13 protein-coding genes are annotated in these 16897 nt (G+C 60.9%); 4 read left to right on the top strand and 9 right to left on the bottom strand.

The features are described 5' to 3' along the window. Nucleotide 1: 1 nt before the first annotated feature. Together EDF75_RS14750 and azoR are read right to left on the bottom strand one after the other, a co-directional pair. On the bottom strand, nt 2-334 hold the full coding sequence (locus EDF75_RS14750) for a type II toxin-antitoxin system RelE/ParE family toxin (protein ID WP_133599965.1): 333 nt from the start codon (nt 332-334) through the stop codon (nt 2-4). Between the two features lie 242 nt (nt 335-576). Next, nucleotides 577-1182 (bottom strand): FMN-dependent NADH-azoreductase, encoded by a 606-nt coding sequence (gene azoR / locus EDF75_RS14745; protein ID WP_133599964.1) that lies wholly within the window; start codon nt 1180-1182, stop codon nt 577-579. Between the two features lie 201 nt (nt 1183-1383). Here azoR and hrpA point away from each other — a divergent pair, with 201 nt between their 5' ends. Next, nucleotides 1384-5286, top strand: a complete 3903-nt coding sequence (gene hrpA, locus EDF75_RS14740; protein ID WP_133599963.1) for an ATP-dependent RNA helicase HrpA — start codon at nt 1384-1386, stop codon at nt 5284-5286. Between the two features lie 671 nt (nt 5287-5957). Here the strand turns inward: hrpA and EDF75_RS14735 are convergent. From EDF75_RS14735 to EDF75_RS27505, 7 genes are all read right to left on the bottom strand, one after another. Continuing rightward, nucleotides 5958-6617, bottom strand: coding sequence for an O-methyltransferase (locus tag EDF75_RS14735; protein ID WP_133599962.1), 660 nt, complete (start codon nt 6615-6617; stop codon nt 5958-5960). A gap of 15 nt (nt 6618-6632) precedes the next feature. Then, entirely contained in the window at nt 6633-8018 is a 1386-nt protein-coding gene (locus tag EDF75_RS14730; protein WP_133599961.1) for an efflux transporter outer membrane subunit, read from the bottom strand. Further along, nucleotides 8015-9100 carry an HlyD family secretion protein gene (locus EDF75_RS14725; RefSeq protein ID WP_133599960.1) on the bottom strand — a complete coding sequence of 362 codons (1086 nt, stop codon included), beginning with the start codon at nt 9098-9100 and terminating at the stop codon, nt 8015-8017. Before EDF75_RS14725 ends, EDF75_RS14730 begins: the two co-directional genes overlap by 4 nt. Nucleotides 9101-9128: 28 nt before the next feature. Continuing rightward, nucleotides 9129-10781 (bottom strand): MFS transporter, encoded by a 1653-nt coding sequence (locus tag EDF75_RS14720; protein ID WP_133599959.1) that lies wholly within the window; start codon nt 10779-10781, stop codon nt 9129-9131. Then, nucleotides 10781-11212 carry a MarR family winged helix-turn-helix transcriptional regulator gene (locus EDF75_RS14715; RefSeq protein ID WP_041145284.1) on the bottom strand — a complete coding sequence of 144 codons (432 nt, stop codon included), beginning with the start codon at nt 11210-11212 and terminating at the stop codon, nt 10781-10783. The genes EDF75_RS14720 and EDF75_RS14715 overlap by 1 nt, the downstream gene beginning before the upstream one ends. Before the next feature lie 175 nt (nt 11213-11387). Continuing rightward, a complete protein-coding gene (locus EDF75_RS14710) occupies nt 11388-12662 on the bottom strand; it encodes a Glu/Leu/Phe/Val family dehydrogenase (RefSeq protein ID WP_041145285.1) in 1275 nt (424 codons plus the stop codon). Nucleotides 12663-12868: 206 nt separating this feature from the next. Beyond that, on the bottom strand, nt 12869-12955 hold the full coding sequence (locus tag EDF75_RS27505) for a hypothetical protein (RefSeq protein ID WP_306463078.1): 87 nt from the start codon (nt 12953-12955) through the stop codon (nt 12869-12871). Nucleotides 12956-13189: 234 nt separating this feature from the next. Here EDF75_RS27505 and EDF75_RS14705 point away from each other — a divergent pair, with 234 nt between their 5' ends. The 3 genes from EDF75_RS14705 to astD are packed head-to-tail and all read left to right on the top strand — an operon-like array spanning nt 13190 to nt 16893. Then, nucleotides 13190-14395 carry a bifunctional succinylornithine transaminase/acetylornithine transaminase gene (locus tag EDF75_RS14705; protein ID WP_133599958.1) on the top strand — a complete coding sequence of 402 codons (1206 nt, stop codon included), beginning with the start codon at nt 13190-13192 and terminating at the stop codon, nt 14393-14395. An 18-nt stretch (nt 14396-14413) separates the two neighbouring features. Further along, nucleotides 14414-15436: an arginine N-succinyltransferase gene (astA, locus tag EDF75_RS14700; RefSeq protein WP_166646191.1), complete on the top strand. Its 1023-nt coding sequence runs from the start codon at nt 14414-14416 to the stop codon at nt 15434-15436. Continuing rightward, nucleotides 15427-16893: a succinylglutamate-semialdehyde dehydrogenase gene (gene astD / locus EDF75_RS14695; RefSeq protein WP_133599956.1), complete on the top strand. Its 1467-nt coding sequence runs from the start codon at nt 15427-15429 to the stop codon at nt 16891-16893. Before astA ends, astD begins: the two co-directional genes overlap by 10 nt. The last annotated feature ends 4 nt before the right edge of the window (nt 16894-16897 follow it).

The following is a 16897-nucleotide window of genomic DNA, read 5'->3' as shown; positions in this document are numbered from 1 at the left end:
ATCACACCTCATTTTTCAGTCGTTTGGCTAGTTTTTTGAGCTGCGCTTTTTCAGCATCGGTCAGGCTATCTTTGGTGTTTTTTGGGTAAGCCAAAACCAGATAAATAATCTCAGCGGTTGCGAGGAAATAAATCACCCTCGCGCTGCCGCTTTTTCCCTGCCGGCCGGTCGCCATCCTGATTTTCCGAAGTCCACCCGTATTCTGGATGATATCCCCGGCATCCGGATTGCCAATGAGTTCTTTCTGCAGCGCCCGAAGCTCATCGTCAGTCGCAAGCTGTTGTATCTGCCGGGTAAACAGCGGCGTTTCGATAAATTCAATCGCACAGCACATGAGTACGCTCCTTGTTAAGGTACCATGTACACCTGAGCGTGTACATGGTACCTATCGCTGATTTTTCGACATTTTGTCAGGTCAGGCCTGGAGATCGGAGACAGCTGGCCGCAAGCCGTGAGCGCTATCGTATACGTTGGGGGATTTACAGGCAGAATTGGCTGCTGATTTTACGAGGCGTCTCGTAAGGTGGGTGACGGGGAGAAGAAACTCCCACCGGGCGGTGGGAGTGGCAATCTAAATTACGCTGCAACCACGCTATCGATGGCCGCTTTCGCGTCGTTCTGCGCTTTGGCCGCCACTTCCGGACCGTAAGCGATACCTTCAGCGAAGACGAAGTTCACGTCGGTGATGCCGATGAAGCCGAGGAAGGTCGACAGATACGGAGTCACCAGGTCAGTCGGGGTATCTTTATGGATGCCGCCGCGGCTGGTGACAACAACGGCGCGTTTACCGGTAACCAGACCTTCCGGCCCTTTCTCGGTGTAGCGGAAGGTGACGCCGGCGCGTGCCACCAGGTCGAAGTAGTTTTTCAGCTGAGTCGGGATGTTGAAGTTATACATCGGCGCGGCGATAACAATCACGTCATTCGCCTGCAGTTCGGCGATCAGCTCGTCGGACAGCGCCAGCGCTTCCTGCTGACGCGGAGTCAGCGGCGCATCGCTCGGACGCAGAGCACCAACCAGTTCGCCATCCAGTACCGGAATCGGATTTGCTGCCAGGTCACGCACGGTGATAACGTCTTCAGCGTGCTTTTCACGCCATTGTTCAACAAAATAGTCGGACAGCTGACCGGATTGCGAGTACCCTGCCAGAATACTGGATTTGAGAACTAATACTTTGCTCATGGGTGTTTCCTTATATGAGATTGACGGGTCGATGCCCTGGTGCTTGCTGACACTTTATTCACAATCATGCCACAGAGAAAGCGCAATAAATCGAACTCAGTGTTCAGTTTTTTTGAACAAGGCATGAAATGATCAGCTGTGGTAATCTACAGCAATACTTCAAAAGAGATTTTTCCTGGCAGAGCACTGCCCGATAACGCTATGACAGAACAACAAATTTTCACCTTCCCCCAGATCTTCCAGCAGCTTGATGGCCTGATGCTGCGCGACAGGTCACGCTTTTCCCGCCGTCTGCACGGCGTGAAGAAGGTTAAAAATCCTGAATCCCAGCAGGCTATTCTGCGGGAGATGGCGCAGGAGATTGCGGCAGCGGCAGGGAAAGTCCTGCTGCGTGAAGCGGCGCGGCCGGCGATCACCTATCCGGAAAACCTGCCGGTAAGCCAGAAAAAGCAGGAGATCCTCGAAGCCGTGCGCGACCACCAGGTGGTGATTGTGGCGGGGGAGACCGGCTCCGGTAAAACCACTCAGCTGCCGAAAATCTGCATGGAGCTCGGGCGCGGGGTGAAAGGCTTAATTGGCCACACCCAGCCGCGTCGTCTGGCGGCGCGCACCGTAGCGAACCGCATCGCCGAGGAGCTGCAAAGCGAACCGGGCGGCTGCATCGGCTACAAGGTGCGCTTTAGCGACCACGTCAGCGACAACACCATGGTCAAGCTGATGACCGACGGTATCCTGCTGGCGGAAATCCAGCAGGACCGGCTGCTGATGCAGTACGACACGATCATTATCGATGAGGCCCACGAACGCAGTCTCAATATCGACTTCCTGCTCGGCTACCTGCGGGAGCTGCTGCCGAAGCGTCCGGACCTGAAAATCATCATCACCTCGGCGACCATCGATCCGGAACGCTTCTCGCGCCACTTTAACCACGCGCCGATTATCGAAGTTTCCGGTCGCACTTATCCGGTCGAAGTTCGCTACCGGCCGATCGTGGAAGAGGCCGATGACACCGAGCGCGATCAGCTGCAGGCGATTTTCGACGCCGTCGATGAGCTGGGCCACGAAAGTCCCGGCGATATTCTGATTTTTATGAGCGGCGAGCGGGAAATTCGCGATACCGCCGATGCGCTCAATAAGCTCAACCTGCGGCATACCGAAGTGCTGCCGCTTTACGCCCGGCTGTCGAACAGCGAGCAGAACCGCGTCTTCCAGTCCCACAGCGGGCGGCGGATCGTGCTGGCGACCAACGTCGCCGAAACCTCGCTGACGGTGCCGGGAATTAAGTACGTTATCGACCCGGGTACCGCGCGCATCAGCCGCTACAGCTTCCGCACCAAGGTGCAGCGCCTGCCGATTGAGCCCGTTTCTCAGGCCTCCGCTAACCAGCGTAAAGGCCGCTGCGGCCGCGTATCGGAAGGGATCTGTATTCGTCTCTATTCCGAAGACGATTTTCTGTCGCGCCCGGAGTTTACCGACCCGGAAATCCTGCGCACCAACCTGGCGTCGGTTATTCTGCAGATGACCGCCCTGGGGCTGGGGGATATCGCCGCCTTCCCGTTCGTTGAGGCGCCGGACAAGCGTAACATCCAGGACGGCGTGCGCCTGCTGGAAGAGCTCGGGGCGATTACCACCGACGAGCAGATGACCGCCTATAAGCTGACGCCGATGGGCCGCCAGCTCAGCCAGCTGCCGGTTGACCCGCGGCTGGCGCGGATGGTGCTGGAAGCGCAAAAGCACGGCTGCGTGCGCGAGGCGATGATCATTACCTCGGCGCTGTCGATTCAGGACCCGCGCGAACGCCCGATGGACAAGCAGCAGGCCTCGGATGAGAAGCACCGCCGTTTCCACGATAAAGAGTCGGATTTTCTCGCCTTCGTTAACTTATGGAACTACCTCGGCGAGCAGCAGAAAGCGCTGTCATCGAACCAGTTCCGCCGCCAGTGCCGCCTTGATTTTCTTAACTACCTCCGGGTGCGCGAGTGGCAGGACATCTATACCCAGCTGCGCCAGGTGGTGAAAGAGCTGGGCCTGCCGGTCAATAGCGAACCGGCGGAGTACCGCGAAATTCACACCGCGCTGCTGACCGGGCTGCTGTCGCATATCGGCATGAAGGATACCGACAAGCAGGAGTTTACCGGCGCGCGTAACGCCCGCTTCTCGATCTTCCCGGGCTCCGGGCTGTTTAAGAAGCCGCCGAAGTGGACCATGGTGGCCGAGTTGGTGGAAACCAGCCGCCTGTGGGGGCGCATCGCCGCGCGGATCGACCCGGAATGGGTGGAGCCGGTGGCGCAGCATCTGATTAAGCGCTCGTACAGCGAACCGCACTGGGAGAGGGCGCAGGGAGCGGTGATGGCGACGGAGAAAGTAACCGTCTACGGCCTGCCGATCGTCGCCGCCCGCAAGGTGAACTACAGCCAGATTGACCCGGCGCTGTGCCGCGAGCTGTTTATCCGCCACGCGCTGGTGGAGGGCGACTGGCAGACCCGGCACGCCTTCTTCCGCGACAATCTCAAGCTGCGCACGGAAATCGAAGAGTTGGAGCACAAATCGCGCCGCCGCGACATTCTGGTCGACGACGAGACGATGTTTGAGTTCTACGATCGGCGCATCGGCCATGACGTCATCTCGGCGCGCCATTTCGACAACTGGTGGAAGCAGGCCAGCCGCGAGACTCCGGATCTGCTCAACTTCGAAAAGAGCATGCTGATTAAAGAGGGCGCGGAGCAGGTCAGCAAGCTGGACTACCCGAACTTTTGGCATCAGGGCAGCCTCAAGCTGCGCCTGACCTACCAGTTTGAACCGGGCGCCGACGCCGACGGGGTGACGGTGCATATTCCGCTGCCGCTGCTCAATCAGGTGGAGGAGGCCGGCTTTGAATGGCAAATCCCCGGCCTGCGCCGGGAGCTGATTATCGCCCTGATTAAGTCGCTGCCGAAACCGGTGCGGCGTAACTTTGTCCCGGCACCGAACTACGCCGAAGCCTTTTTAGGCCGGGCGACGCCGCTGGAGCTGCCGCTGCTGGATTCGCTGGAGCGCGAGCTGCGGCGGATGAGCGGCGTGACCATCGACCGCGAGGCCTGGCAGTGGGATCAGGTGCCCGATCACCTAAAAATCACCTTCCGGGTGGTGGATGATAAGAACAAGAAGCTCGCCGAAGGCCGTTCGCTGCAGGAGTTAAAGGATGCGCTGAAGGGCAAAGTGCAGGAGACGCTCTCCGCGGTGGCCGATGACGGTATCGAGCAGAGCGGGCTGCATATCTGGAGCTTCGGCACCCTGGCGGAAAGCTATGAGCAAAAGCGCGGCAACTATCGGGTTAAGGCCTGGCCGGCGCTGGTGGACGAACGTGACAGCGTGGCGATTAAGCTGTTCGACAATCCGCTTGAGCAGCAGCAGGCGATGTGGCGCGGTCTGCGGCGTCTGCTGCTGCTGAACATTCCGTCGCCGATTAAATATCTGCACGAGAAGCTGCCGAATAAAGCCAAGCTGGGGCTCTATTTTAACCCCTACGGCAAGGTGCTGGATCTGATTGACGACTGCATCTCCTGCGGCGTCGATAAGCTTATCGACGAGGCCGGCGGGCCGGTATGGACCGAAGAGGGCTTTGCGAAGCTGCACGAGAAGGTTCGCGCCGAGCTCAACGATACGGTGGTGGAGATTGCCAAACAGGTTGAGCAGATCCTGACCGCGGTGTTCAACGTCAACAAGCGGCTGAAAGGGCGCGTGGATATGAGCATGGCACTGGGGCTGTCGGATATCAAGGCGCAGATGAGCGGGCTGGTCTATCGCGGATTCGTCACCGGCAACGGCTTCCGCCGGCTGGGGGATACGCTGCGCTATCTGCAGGCGATTGAAAAGCGGCTGGAGAAAATGGCCGTCGATCCCCATCGCGATCGCGCGCAGATGCTGAAGATTGAGAGCATTCAGCAGGCGTGGCAGCAGTGGTTGAATAAGCTGCCGCCGGCGCGCCGCGACGATGAGGACGTGCAGGAGATCCGCTGGATGATCGAGGAGCTGCGCGTCAGCTTCTTCGCCCAGCAGCTGGGTACCCCGTACCCGATTTCCGATAAGCGGATCCTGCAGGCGATGGAGCAGATAGTCGCCTGATGGTCGTTTTAGGGCAGGGTAAAGGCGTGTTTTCTTAGCTTGCTCTGTGAAGTGTTCGGTGGAATGTTCCGTTCACCATTGGTCCCGCATACTTCTGTTTCCTGCGGCATAGGTGAACGGCCCAGGGCCGGTTTCGCCCGGCCCTGGGGACCCGGCATCCCGGCAAGAAAAATCGTCGCTGCGCGATACCTTCGTCTCCGCCGTCTGGCTATTCGGGGACGGCAAGAGGTAACGTCCCTGTAAGGCTTGCCTCCGCCAGGTTATTCGTCCCATCCCTGGGACTCACCCCTTCGGGGCCGACGTCAACGTCGTTCAAAAACGCTCCGGGCGTTTTTGTCCATGCTGGCGGCCCCGGCCAGCCGCCTGCGCCTCAGCGATTTTTAGCCGGCCCAACCCCCCTGCTGCATATCCCGATGCCTCATGCCTGCATGGTCATTGCTGAAAATTCTTTCAGCAATGAAATCGCAACCTAATTGCCACGGGTTGGCAGCGTGGGGCGGGCGAAACGCCCCCCGTGCCGTTCACCCGCAGCGGGTGTGAGAAAAACGTCGGATTCAACGTGAACGGAACATTCCACGGAAATGAACGAAATATTCCGCGGAGGTTAATGAGAGAAGTTTCTCTTAGCGAGCAGCCACGTTAATCGGCTGGGGCCGCTGCCGGTAGCGGAGCTACCCGTTGACCCACGCCAGCGTAAACCCATCCCAGCCCTTGCTGCCCACCGTCTGCAGCGCCGTCACCGTCAGGCGCGGGTCGCTGCCCATCATCTCAATAAACCGCCGCACGCCCTGGACTCGCTCATCGGCGCTGTGCGGATTGGTCACTTCCCCATCCCGCACCACGTTATCGCCGATAATCAGCGTTCCCGGGCGGGAGTAGCGCAGCGCCCACTGCAGATAGTGCGGGTTGTTGGGCTTATCGGCATCGATAAAAATCAGATCAAACGCGGGGCGATCGCCGAGGCTCTCAAGGGCTGCCAGCGCCGGACCTTCGCGCAGCGTGACCCGATCGTCCACGCCCGCCAGCTGAAGATTCTGCCGCGCGATCTGCGCGTGGTGCGGGTCGGCTTCCAGGGTCAGCAGCTCGCCGTCCGGCGGCAGCTCGCGCGCCATCCAGATGGTGCTATAGCCGCCGAGCGTGCCGATCTCCAGCACCCGGCGGGCGCGGGTGATGCGCACCAGCAGCGCCAGAAACTGGCCCTGGTTGGCGGCAACGTCGTAGGCCGGAAGGCCGGCGCGCTGGTTATTCTCCAGCACCTGCTGCAAGAGCGGGTCGGACGGGATCAGCGATTCAACAAGATAATTATCTACAGCAGACCATTGTTGTTGCATGCACAATTTCCTGTATTACGTCCCTGATGAATCAGACCAGCCGCCTCCCAGCGCCCGATACAAATCAACCTGCGCCAGCAGCAGGTTATTTTTCACCTGCACGACGCTGGTTTGCGTCGAGAACAGGGTGCGCTGGGCGTCCAGAACCTCGAGATAAGAGGAGTAGCCGTTGCGATAGCGGTTGCCGGCAATCCGCAGCGTCTCCTGCGCCACCGCCTCCTGATCCTGCAGCTCCGTCAGCTGCTCGCCGTAGCGGGTGATGGCGTCCAGGCTATCGTTGACCTCGCGAAACGCGCCGCGCACCGTTTTCTCATAGCCGTACAGCGCCTGGTTACGCTGGGCCATCGACACGTCCACCTGGGCGTTCAGCGCCTGGCGGTTAAGCAGCGGGGCGAGAATACTGCCGCCGAGGCTCCACAGCCGCAGCGGATTATCGAGCAGATCCGGCAGCGTGCGGTCCTGCATGCTGCCGGTGGCGGTTAAGTTGATCGACGGCAGCAGCCGGGCCTGAGAAGAGGCAAGGGTGGCATCGGCGGCGAGCAGCTGGCGCTGGGCCTGCACGATATCCGGTCGGCGGTTCAGCAGGCTGGAGGGCAGCTGCGACGGCAGCGCCAGCGGCGTCAAATGGGCAAAGTCCTGGCGACTGATGGCCTGCGGGTTGCTGCCGATCAGCACGCTAAGGGCGTTCTCCTGCTGGGCAATTTGGTGCTCCAGCGGCGGGATCTGCGCCCGGGTAGATCGCAGCTCCGAATCGGCCTGCATCAGCTCGAGGCGCGAGGTGTAGCCGGTCTCAAACTGGCGTTTAGCCATGCTGTAGGCGTCTTCGCGGGATTTCAGCGTCTGCCGGGTGACCCGCAGCTGCTCGTCCAGAGAGAGCAGCGTCAGGTAGCCTGCCGCCACCGAGGTGGCGACGGTCAGATCGGCGGCAGCGGCGGCGGCCTTCTGCGCCTCAAGGGTGGCGTCGGCGGCGTCGGCGGCGCTGCGGTTGGCTCCCCAGATATCGACGTCATAGCTGGCGGTCAGCCCGCCCTTATAGACCGTACTGTGGGCAGGCAGGCCGGTGGCGGCGGACTGCGCGCGGGCGCGACTGCCGGTCAGCGAGGCGTCAAGCGATGGAAACAAGCTGCCGTCGGCGGCGTAGGCCCGCGCCTGGTATTCATTGACCCGTTCGCGGGCGATCAGCACATCGCTGTTATAGCGCAGCGCCTGTTCCACGTACTGATTGAGCTGGCTGTCGTGAAAGTTGCGCCACCACACGCCCTCAAGCGGGCTGGCGGGACCGATATCGGCGCGCCAGGCGGCGGGGATCTGCAGCGACGGTGCGGCAGGGGGCACGTCTGCCGACCGGCAGCCGGCCAGCGCGACGCTCAGCGCCAGCGCAAGGGTGAGCCGGCGCATCATGGCTTCTCTCCCTCACGGGTATCGATGGTGACCTGCACCGACATGCCGGGGCGCAGATGCTGGCTATTTTTCTGCCCCTCATCGACCGCGATGCGCACCGGAATTCGCTGGGCAATTTTGACAAAGTTGCCGGTGGCGTTGTCCGGTGAAATGGCGCTGAACTCAACCCCGGTCGCCGGGGAGATACTCTGGACGACGCCGCGGAACTTCTCGCCGCTGAGCGCATCGACGCTAAAGGTTGCCTCCTGGCCGATGCGAATGTGCGCCAGCTGGGTCTCTTTCATATTGGCGATCACCCAGTGCTGCGGCGGCACCAGCGACGTCAGGTGGGTACCGGCGCTGACGTAGGCGCCGAGCCGGACGGAAATTTGCCCCAGCTGTCCGTCGGTTGGCGCAACGATCCGCGTATTCTGCAGATCGATATCCGCCAGCTCCAGCGCGGCCCTGGCGCTGGCAACGTCGGCTTCCAGGGCGTCGCGGTTGACGATGGTGGATTGCAGATCCTGACGCGACATTTCCAGCGTGGCTTTCGCCTGTTCAATATCGGCGGCGCCCTGCGCGGCGCTGGCCCTTGCCGAGTCGCGCTCGCGAATCGACAGCGAGCCGTCGGCGGTCAAATCCTGCACGCGTTTTAAGTCGGCCTGGGTTTTCTGATTCTGCGCGCGGGCGTTTTGCAGCGCGGCCTCGTTGCGCGCAATGACCGCCTGGGCGCTTCTGCGCTGCTGCTGGTTATTTTTCAGCGCCGACTCCTTCATCGCCAGGGTGGCCTGCGCCTGGTGGACGCGCTGCTTGTAGATCCGGTCGTCAATCTGGAACAGCGTCTGCCCGGGTTTAACCTGGGCAAAATCCTGAACGTTGACGGCGGTGATATAGCCGCTGACCTGCGGACTGATAAAGGTGGTCTGCCCGCGCACGTAGGCGTTATCGGTAAACTGGCTGTGGCGGGTAAACGGCGGCAGCTGCCACGCGTATAAAATCACCAGCACTCCAACGAGGCCAATGGCGGCGGCGGTAAAAATAGAGACCACGCGGATATTATTGCGGGTATTGGCCTGTTGCCTGGCGGCATCCTGCTGACTCATAACGACTCCAGAGTAAAAATTATCTTTGTTATTTGTTTCCCGTCGCGCGTTTAAGCGCAATGCGAGCGGTAATACGCAGCCTTATCAGGCGCCAGAACACCCATATCAGCGTGCCGGCGGAAATCATCGCCGTCAGCAGATAGGTGTCATTGTAGGCAAGAATATTGGCCTGCAGCGTTGAGGCGTTCTGCAGGAGCGTGCTGGCCTGAACGTTCAGCAGCGTGCTGTCGCCAATCTGGCTTTGATACATCTGGCTGTATTGCTGAAGGCGCTCGGCAATCAGCGGATTCAGCGTGGTTATCTGGTCGGCGAGCTGGCTGGAGTGAAACTTTTCCCGCCAGGTCTGAAAGGTGCCGAGGATCGCCGACCCCAGCAGGCCGCCGACGTTCTGGCTCATGCCAAATAGAACCGAAAAGCTCACCAGGTTGCGCTGGTCGGCAATGACCCCGCCGATCCCGGCCAGCATCGCCGGTGCCAGGAAGAACGCGCTGCCGAAGCCGAGCAGGAACTGGCTGAACATCAGCTGCTCGGGACGCGTCAGGATGGTCGACTGGCTGTCGAGCAGCGAGGCTACCATGATCAGCGCCAGCGCGGTGGCGGTGGGCCAGTAGAGCCGCTGCGGGTTCAGCGTCAGGCAGCTGGCGATAATTCCGCAGAGGATCCCGGCGAAAATCGACCATGCCAGCTGGGTCATCTGTTCGTTCTGGAGCCCGACGTACTGCAGCCAGCCGATAACGCCGGTGTTCTGCTCCGCCAGCACGATGCGCATCAGCAGCATAATTAACCCCAGGCGCAGGATGCTGCCGCTGGAGAGCCAGTGGGTGTTGAGCAGCGGGTTGCTGCGGTTGTGCTCGAAGACGATGGCCGACACAATCAGCACCACCGCGCCCGCCAGCGCCCAGCCGATCCACGGGGCCTCAAACCACCAGTCAAGACGGCCCAGCGAGAGGACGGCGCAGACCAGCGCCATGCCCGGGGCCAGCAGAATAAAGGTAATGAAGTCCTTTTTCTCGAACACCTTCTTCCGATCGCTGGGGGGCAGCTTGAGCACCATCACGCAGGCGAGTGAGACCAGCGCCAGCCCCAGTTCAAAAAAGTAGAGGCCGCGCCATTCGTCAAGCTGCAGCAGCTCCGTGGAGAAGAGGCGGGCGAGAGGGATCGCCAGCGACGATCCGGTGATCCCGATGGTCAGCGCCTTCAGGCGGTGGCGGGCGGGCCACGCCTGCACCTGATAATAGATGCCCAGCGAGCTGAGCGCCGCCGCCACCATGCCGTGCGCGGCGCGAACCATCATGGCCGAGCTGAGATCGTTGACGAAGAGGTGGAAAAAGGTCACCAGCACGTACAGCACCAGGAAGCCTTCGGTAAAGGCGCGCAGGCCGAACTGCTGGCGAAATTTGACCAGCAGCAGGTTGATCGAGACGTTGGTCATAACGTAGACCGCCGGCAGCCAGGCGATCTCCGTCGACCAGGCGGCGAAGGTTCCCTGCAGGTTCTGCAGGTTGGCGGTGACCACCGCGTTGCCCAGCGCGCCGGTCAGGCAGACCAGCAGCCCGACGATGCCGTAGGCGATACGCTTTGGCGTAGAGTGAATCGGCGTCGACGGCGAGCCGAGGATCGCCGGCTTTTCATGCGGCGCCCAGTCGTGGGGCACGTAGGGGTTTTCAGGACGGCGAGGCATTACTTTTTCTCCACCTCGCGCAGCAGTTTTTCCAGCACCAGGTGGGTTTGCTGCCGCTCCTCCGGGCTAATGGCGCTTAAGATCTCTTCGCGTAAATCATCGGCCACCGTTTTGACCTGCAGATAGAGCTCAAGGCCTTTGTCGGTGGCAACCAGCAGGCGCTTGCGCCGGTCGCTGTCGGTTTTTACGCGCTCCACCAGCGCTAACTCCACCAGGCGGTTGATCAGCGGGACGATGGTGGCGCTCTCTACGCCCAGCTCCTGGGCCAGCTCGCTTTGCGACAGCGGCTGCTCGTTGCGGGCAATCGCCGAGACCGCGACCCAGCTGGCCTGGCTCATGCCGAGGTCCTTGAGGCGGCGGTTGACCGCCAGCCGCCAGTGATGGGCGGTGAGGTAGAGTAAATGGGAAAAGGTGAGCTGTCGGTTATCCATAATCTTCCGCAAAGTCATTAGAGCTCTAATGAGTTTATGCCCGACGGATTGGCGAATTCAAGGTGAAATAGAAAAATTGTTAATGGGTTGTACGAAAAGCGTACGGTTGGCGGTGAAAGGGCAAAAAAAAAGCCCGGGCCAGGGCCCGGGCTGTCGTGGCGATCGTCGTCGAGCCTTAGCCCGGATAGATCCCGCGATCTTTACGCGCCATCAGAATACGCTCACAGGCGACGATGTAGGCCGCGGTACGCAGAGAGCACTCCTTCTCGGAGGCTTTCTCGCAGACGTGGACGATCGCATCGGTCATGATGCGGTCCATTTTGGCGTTGATCTCCTCCTCGCTCCAGAAGAAGCTCGCCATATCCTGCACCCACTCGAAGTAGCTGACGGTCACGCCGCCGGCGTTGCAGATAACGTCCGGCACCACGATCACGCCGCGCTCGGCCAGCACGTCATCGGCCTCGGGATAGGTCGGGCCGTTCGCGCCTTCCAGCACCAGCTTGCAGCTGATTTTTTCCGCGCGCTCGCGGGTGATCTGACCCTCCAGCGCCGCCGGGATCAGAATATCCATCGGCGTGGTCCAGAACGCTTCTTTGTCGATTTCGCGGGCGCCAGGGAAGCCGGCAATCTGCTTCTTCTCCGCCTGCCATGCGGTCAGGGCGGCCATATCAATCCCGCCCTCGTTGAACAGCGTCGCGGTGTGGTCCTGAATCACCACCACCCGAGCGCCAACTTCGGAGAACAGGCGGGCCGCTTCGCTACCCACGTTACCAAAGCCCTGCAGCGCAACTTTCGCGCCCTCAATTTCAATTCCGAAGCGGCCAGCCACTTCGCGACCGGTGATAAACACGCCGCGGCCGGTGGCCTTTTCACGACCGAGAGAACCGCCGAGGTGGATTGGCTTACCGGTGACCACGCCGGTGATGGTGGTGCCGTGGTTCATGGAGTAGGTATCCATCATCCACGCCATCACTTTGCCGTTGGTGCCGACGTCCGGCGCCGGGATATCCTTTTGCGGCCCGATGATAAGGCCGATTTCGCTGGTGTAGCGGCGGGTCAGGCGTTCCAGCTCGCCTTCCGACAGGCTGAACGGGTCAACGCGAACGCCGCCCTTAGCGCCGCCGTAAGGAATATTGACCGCCGCGCACTTAATGGTCATCCAGGCAGAAAGCGCCATCACCTCGTTGAGGTCAACGTCCGGATGGTAGCGAACACCACCTTTACCCGGGCCACGCGAAAGATTGTGCTGTACGCGATAGCCTTCAAAATGGCGGATGGTGCCGTCATCCATCTGCACCGGGATATCGACGATCAGCGCGCGCTTCGGGTGACGCAGGGTTTCCACCCAGTAGGCGAGGTCGCCCAGATAAGGCGCTACGCGGTCGATCTGGCGCAGATAGGTGGTCCATGGAGATGCACTACTTTCAGATGCGTAAGATAACTTTTCCATAAGAGTCCTGTTCTCAATGTTATTTATATCGTGTGAAACCGTGGAATAGGTACAGCAGTAAACTCTGTGTGAAGAATAATATCACCAATTTTATAAAGCAGTATTTGACGGCCATGGCGAATTTTAAATTTTTGTTAGAAATTTTATTTTTTAAGTGAATAACTACGCACTAAAAAGCCACCTCATGCAGTGCATTTATATTCACATTATATGCAAATTAGTGAATATAAAAATAAATTATCTATATTTTTCATTACCTTGATGATCTTCAAAAAGTGAATAAATGCCGTGATGCCGTATTGACTTTACGGCACAACAGGCCCCAGCATGAGAGCACGCAACACACAAGGTGTTAACCATGACTTAACAATTACCCCTGCGTTGATAAGGGCTTTATTTCCTGCGCTGAATTTCACCGCCGCGCAACGGATTCGCTCGCAATAAAAACGGCGGCCGGGAATTGTTAATTTCAAATATCCACGACTGACAAATTTAATTATTGTCAACCATTGTTCCGGAGAAGCGTTATGTCAGGCAGTATTACTCGTGAAGATTTTGATTCTTATATGGTTCCCTGCTTCGCTCCGGCCCCGTTTATTCCGCTGAAAGCGGCGGGTTCGAGAGTATGGGATCGGCAGGGTAAAGAGTATATCGACCTGGCGGGCGGTATCGCCGTTAACGCTCTTGGGCACTGCAACCCGGCGCTGGTGGAGGCGCTAAAGGCGCAGCTCGACAGCCTGTGGCATATCGGCAACGGCTATACCAACGAGCCGGTGCTGCAGCTGGCTAAAACCCTGGTTAACGCCACCTTTGCCGATAAGGTTTTCTTCTGCAACTCCGGGGCGGAAGCCAACGAAGCGGCGCTGAAGCTGGCGCGCAAATATGCGCGCGACAAGTTCGGCGCCGATAAAAGCGAAATTATCGCCTTCAACAACGCCTTCCACGGCCGCACGCTGTTTACCGTATCCGTAGGGGGACAGCCGAAATACTCCTGCGATTACGCGCCGCTGCCGCCGGATATTACCCATCTGCCGTATAACGATATTGCGGCGTTCACCGCCGCCATCTCCGGGCGCACCTGCGCGGTTATCGTTGAGCCGATTATCGGCGAGGGCGGGGTGGTTCCGGCCGACCCGGCGTTTCTCAGCACGCTGCGCGAGCTGTGCGATCGGCATGAGGTCACGCTGATTTTTGACGAAGTTCAGACCGGAGCCGGGCGGACCGGCGCGCTCTACGCCTATCAGCACTACAACGTGGTCCCGGACATTCTCACCAGCGCCAAGGGGCTGGGCGGCGGCTTCCCGATTGGCGCCATGCTGGTGAAAGAGGCGTGGGCGCAGGTTTTCCAGCCGGGAACCCACGGCACCACCTTCGGCGGCAATCCGCTGGCGGCAACGGCGGCCAACGGCGTTCTGGCGCAGCTCGATGATGCCCTGCTGGCCGGGGTTGGCGAGCGCCACGACGCGATCGTCGCGGGGCTGAATGCGCTGAACGCGAAGTACGATCTCTTCAGCGCGGTGCGCGGCGTCGGGCTGCTGATTGGCGCCGAGCTGGCGAGCCGCCTGCGCGGCCAGGCCAAAACGCTGACCAACCTCGCGGCGCAGGAGGGGCTGATCGCCCTGATCGCCGGACCTGACGTTCTGCGCTTTGCCCCCGCGCTCAATATTCCGCTGGCGGACATTGAGGAAGCCTTCGTGCGTCTCGATCGCGCCGTCGCCCGCCTGACGCGCTAATCTGGGAGACGGTTTATGATGCTATTTCGTCCCGTCAGGGAAAACGATCTCGACGACATCATCCGCCTCGCCTCACGGGCGGGGGTTGGCATGACGTCGCTCCCCAACGATCCCGCGCGGCTGGCCGCGCGGATCCAGCGCAGCGTTGACACCTTCGCCGGCAGGCTTCCCCGCGGCCAGCAGGGCTTCCTGTTCGTGCTGGAGGATACCGACCTGTCGCGGGCGGTGGGCGTCAGCGCCATTGAGGTGGCGGTGGGGCTCGACGAACCCTTTTACAATTTCCGCCTGCAGCGCACGGTTCGCGCCTCGAAGGAGCTGGGGGTCTATAAAAATCAGGAGCTGCTGAACCTGAGCTACGACCACACCGGCCACAGCGAGCTCTGCACCCTGTTTCTCGACCCGGAGTACCAAAAAAACCGTAACGGGCTGTTCCTCTCCAAAGCGCGGTTTTTATTTATCGCCGCCTTCCGGGAGCTGTTTTCGCCGCATCTGTTCGCCGAGCTGCGCGGGCGCAGCGATGAGCAGGGCAATTCGCCGTTCTGGGACGCCCTGGGCCACCACTTCTTCGATATTCCCTTTGCCGACGCCGACCGGCTGACCGGCACCGGCATGAAAACCTTCATTGCCGAGCTGATGCCGGCGTATCCAATTTACGTCTCGCTGCTGCCGGAAAACGCCCGCCAGGCGATTGGCGAGGTTCACGCCAATACCTCACCGGCGCGGGCGATCCTCGAAAAAGAGGGCTTCAGCTGGCGCGGATCGGTCGACATTTTCGACGCCGGTCCGGTGCTTGAAGCGCAGACCGACAGCATCAGAGCGATCGGCGAGAGCCAGTTTATCCCGGCCATGCACGTCATGGCGCAGCGGGCGGCGCCGATCATCGTCGCCAATAACCAGTTTGAAGGCTTCCGCGCGGTGCTGCTGACCCCGGAAGAGAACCACCAATGCGAACACGCCGCGCTGGACGCCCTCGAGGTTAGCGAGACTGACCGGGTTCATGCGGTAACACTCAATCCGGAGAGCAGAACATCATGGCAATAAACGCACATTTTATCGCAGGAGAGTGGCTGCAGGGCTCGGGGGCGCCGTTAACCAAGCTGGCGCCGGAAAACCAGGCCCCGCTGTGGCAGGCGGCCAGCGCGGGAGCGGCGGAGGTGCAGGCCGCCTGCGCGGCGGCGCGCGGCGCCTTTTACGCCTGGTCCCATCTTGCGCTGGCGGAGCGTATTGCCCGCGTGCAGCGCTTTGCCGCGCTGCTGGATGCGCACAAAGAGGCGCTGGCGGAGATGATTTCCCGCGAAACCAGCAAGCCGCTGTGGGAAACCCGCACCGAGGTGCAGGCGATGATCGGTAAAGCGGCGATCTCCATCGACGCCTACGCCGAGCGCACCGGCGATCGCGAATCGGCGATGCCGGACGGCAAGGCCCTGCTGCGCCACAGGCCGCACGGGGTGATGGCGGTCTTCGGCCCCTACAACTTCCCCGGCCATTTGCCCAACGGCCATATTATTCCGGCGCTGATCGCCGGCAACACGGTGGTCTTTAAGCCCAGCGAGCTGACCCCGGCAACCGCCGAGCTGACCGTTCAGCTATGGCAGCAGGCGGGGATCCCGGCAGGGGTTATCAACCTGATTCAGGGCGGCAAAGAGACCGGCCAGGCGCTGCTGGAAAACCGCGATATCGACGGGGTGCTGTTTACCGGCAGCGCCGCGGTCGGCACCCACTTCCACCGCTATCTCGGCGGCCAGCCGGAGAAGATGCTGGCGCTGGAGATGGGCGGCAACAACGCGCTGATCGTCGCCGACGCGGCCGATACCGACGCGGCGCTGCACGTGATTATCCAGTCGGCGTTTATCTCCGCCGGGCAGCGCTGCACCTGCGCCCGCCGGCTGCTGGTCAGACACGGGGAGCAGGGCGACGCGCTGCTGCAGCGGCTGGTTGCCGCCAGCGCCAGCATTCGCGCCGGCCGCTGGGATGCCGAACCGCAGCCGTTTATGGGCGGCGTTATCTCCCTGCAGGCGGCGCAGGCAATGCTGGCGGCGCAGGACAAGCTGGAACGCCTCGGCGGCAAGGTGCTGCTGCGCATGACCCAGCCGGACCCGAACTCCACGCTGCTCACGCCGGGGATTATCGACGTCACCGGGATCGACGTACCGGACGAAGAGTATTTTGGCCCGCTGCTGACGGTGGCGCGCTACGAGCAGTTTGATGAGGCGATCCGCATGGCGAATAACACCCGCTACGGGCTGGCGGCGGGGCTGATTTCTGCCGACCCGGCGCTGTTCGCCAGGTTCAGCGACGAAGCGCGCGCCGGGATCGTCAACTGGAACAAGCCGCTGACCGGCGCCTCCAGCAAAGCGCCGTTTGGCGGCGTGGGCGCCTCCGGCAACCACCGGGCGTCGGCCTGGTACGCGGCGGACTACTGCGCCTGGCCGATGGCCTCGCTGATTAGCGAAACGCTGACGCTGCCGGCGGCAACGTCGCCCGGCCTGCCATTCTGACAAC

Origin of the sequence: Klebsiella sp. BIGb0149 (assembly GCF_004362605.1) — a bacterium.
GTDB classification, from domain to species: Bacteria; Pseudomonadota; Gammaproteobacteria; order Enterobacterales; family Enterobacteriaceae; genus Klebsiella; species Klebsiella terrigena.
This window is presented reverse-complemented; position numbering and strand designations above follow the sequence as displayed.